This window comes from Limnohabitans sp. 15K, assembly GCF_002778285.1.
Taxonomy (GTDB): domain Bacteria; phylum Pseudomonadota; class Gammaproteobacteria; order Burkholderiales; family Burkholderiaceae_C; genus Limnohabitans_A.
In genome coordinates this window covers 1-2900 of the sequence record NZ_NESM01000010.1, presented here as the reverse complement: position 1 = coordinate 2900, position 2900 = coordinate 1, and the positions used below count along the sequence as shown (strand labels likewise).

3 protein-coding genes are annotated in these 2900 nt (G+C 52.6%); 1 reads left to right on the top strand and 2 read right to left on the bottom strand.

Annotation, left to right across the window (positions count from 1 at the left end; genetic code table 11):
* Positions 1–163: 163 nt before the first annotated feature.
* Positions 164–604 (bottom strand): GNAT family N-acetyltransferase, encoded by a 441-nt coding sequence (locus B9Z40_RS16975; RefSeq protein ID WP_100174544.1) that lies wholly within the window; start codon positions 602–604, stop codon positions 164–166.
* A 29-nt stretch (positions 605–633) separates the two neighbouring features.
* Positions 634–1263, bottom strand: coding sequence for an FMN-binding negative transcriptional regulator (locus B9Z40_RS16970; protein WP_100174543.1), 630 nt, complete (start codon positions 1261–1263; stop codon positions 634–636).
* A 101-nt stretch (positions 1264–1364) separates the two neighbouring features.
* On the opposite strand from B9Z40_RS16970, the gene B9Z40_RS16965 reads away from it, so the two are divergent.
* Positions 1365–2810, top strand: a complete 1446-nt coding sequence (locus B9Z40_RS16965) for a PLP-dependent aminotransferase family protein (RefSeq protein ID WP_100174542.1) — start codon at positions 1365–1367, stop codon at positions 2808–2810.
* Positions 2811–2900: the final 90 nt, after the last annotated feature.

Here is a 2900-nt window from a genome sequence, read left to right as displayed (position 1 = left end):
AGCGAAAGCAGCAGTTCGCTTCTTGTTGGAAAGTCTGGCGGTGCTAAATAACGGTCATTGCCCATTAAGCCTTCGTTATGGGGCGGGATCTGAAACAACTTTCGCTTTCGCCGATTTTCAAGATCCGGTCCCAAGACCACTGATCAAGATGCCTGACGGTGGTTCAAGTCATCAATTTTCTGTATTGAATAAAGCCACTCTTGTCGGCAATCTTGTCGTACAAGTGCATGGCATCGGTGTTGGTCTCGTGCGTGAGCCACCAAACTCGGCTGCCGCCTTGCGCTTTTGCTGCCGCATACACATGATCGATCAATGCGCGTCCCACGCCTTTTCCGCGCAGTTCAGGCGCTGCGAATAGGTCTTGCAGGTAAACGTAGTCTCCTGCAGTCCAGCAGCTGCGGTGAAAGATGTAATGCACCATACCAATAAGCAAACCTTCCTTTTCGGCCACTGCGCAGTGCATTGGCTCAGTAGGGTCAAGAAACCGCACCCACGTTTGTTGTGTCACAGCCTCGGGGATGTTGGTTTTGTAAAAAGTTTGGTAGCCCTGCCAAAGTGGGAGCCACTGGTGGAAGTCGGCTTCGCGTGCCATTCGTATCATCATTTCGATTCCTCCAATTTAGAAAATCCGTTTCACGGCTGTTGAATTGGCTTTGCGTTGCGCATCGCATTCGCAAGCTCTAGGTCGCCTTGCCTTGCCAGTACGTCTGAGGCATTGAGGCGGTCTCGGTCCTCACGGTTCTGGCTCAGCTTGGCCTTACCTTCCATCCGTGTGATGGAGATTTCAATGCCAACAATGGCTTTGAGCATGCCGTCGATGAACTCGGGGGTTGAATCTCCCATCTTCCATGGTTTTTCTTCTATGGCTTCATGCTTGCGAGTCAGGCGACCCACCACGCCACGCACAAACTTTTCCGTGTCCTGAACGACCATGCGTCCATGGACGTGCACAACCTCGTAATTCCAAGTGGGTACTTGGCGATGGAATTCGTGTTTGCTGGGATACCAGTTTGGGGAAATGTAGCTTTCTTCGCCGCGAAAAATCACCAATGCGTCCATTCCATTGCCGCATTGTTGCCAAACGGGATTAGCCCTTGCCACATGCGCCGTGAGCACGCCACGGCCAGCATCCAGTTCGAAAGGAATGTGATTGGCGTCCAGGCCCTCGGGGGTCATAGTCACCAGAACGCCCAAAGGGTGGGCCTGAATGATCTGGTGCATAAGCTCAGCGTTTTTGATCGAAAAGTGGGCTGGAATGTACATGGTTTCAACGGGTCTCTGAAGAATTTGATGACCGGATTTTCAGGCAATTCTGGTTTACCATGAAGATCCATTTATAAACAAATTAAACATACCAGTTCAGCATGCAAAAAATCGGATCGGTCCAGCGGGTCTGTGAAATTTTCCGACTCAAGATTCATGCTGGAGAACTCAGCCCGGGCGAGAAACTGTCCTCAACCCGCGCATTGGCATCCGATCTGGGCGTCTCTCGGTCTACTGTGGTCACCGTTTACGAACAACTCGTGTCCGAGGGGTATATCGAAACAGCACATGGTTCACGCGCTCGCGTGTCCTTGAACTTACCTCACCCTGCGAAGGCACATCGTCCATCCCTGAAACCCATTCCAAGCGAGCAACGCAAGCTGTCGGCCTACGGGCGTCGTACCTCGGCATTGAAGCTACCCGTAACGCCTGAAATCAAACCAAGAGAAATCAACTTTCTCTACGGCGCCATTGCGGATGAAGACTTTCCCCGGCTCATGTGGAGAAAGATCTACAACCAAGCGCTTATGAAGCGGCAGTCCAGTCTTTACTATGCCGCGCCCGAAGGTGCAGCCGAGTTGCGCTCCGAACTTCAGGGCTATTTGCTGCGGGCAAGAGGTTTGTCGTGCTCTCAGGAGCAAATCATCATTGTCCAAGGCGCACAACAGGCCATTGATCTTTGTGCGCGGCTGCTGGTGGAGCCTGGATCAGAGGTCTTGATGGAAGAGCCTTGCTATTTGGGTGCACGGCTGAATTTTGAAGCCATGGGGGCTAACGTTTCGCCGATCACCGTCGATGAACAAGGACTCATGTGCGACCAGTTGCCAAATGTCAAAAACGCGCTGGTCTATGTGACCCCATCGCATCAATTCCCGCTTGGGTCCGTCATGTCCATCAGCCGCCGTCGTGAACTCCTGGCATGGGCGGCCAGAAACCGCTGCTGGATCATCGAGGACGACTATGACAGTGAATTTCGCTACGGCTTAAAACCTGTGCAGACGCTGCAGTCGCTGGATGTCGATGGCTCAGTCATCTATATCGGAACGTTTTCGAAGACACTTTCACCGCAGTTGCGACTCGGGTATCTGGTGTTGCCTGCGGAACTGGTGAAGGTTTTCCGTCAGGCCAAGCAACTGACTGATCGACATACGCCGAGTCCTGATCAATTAGTGATTGCCCAACTCATCCAAAGTGGGGCCTACGAAAGACATATCAGGCGGGTCAGAAGGGCGAACGAGACCAAAAGGGCTGTACTGATCGAGGCGATCCAAAAATTCCTGCCCAAGCGTGTTGAAGTTGAAGGTACTGCTTCAGGTTTGCACATCGTCGTCTGGTTGGAAGATTTTCAAATCGAAGATGAACCAAATCTGATCGCGCGCGCCAAAGCAATCGGGATAGGCATTTGGAGCATCACGCCGCTTTACTCGGCAGGCGACAAGCTCAGGCGGAAAAAGTGTGCCGGACTGGTCATGGGCTATGCCGGGTTGACGCCGACTGAAATCAAAAAAGGGGTTGCGCGATTGGCGCAAGCAATTCAGCAGAACTGAGTTCGCTCAATGGCTGATCAGGTCCGGTCCCGGCAATCTCAGGGTCAACTGCTGCCAGTCACTTGCGCCGATTAAGCGACTGCAATCAGC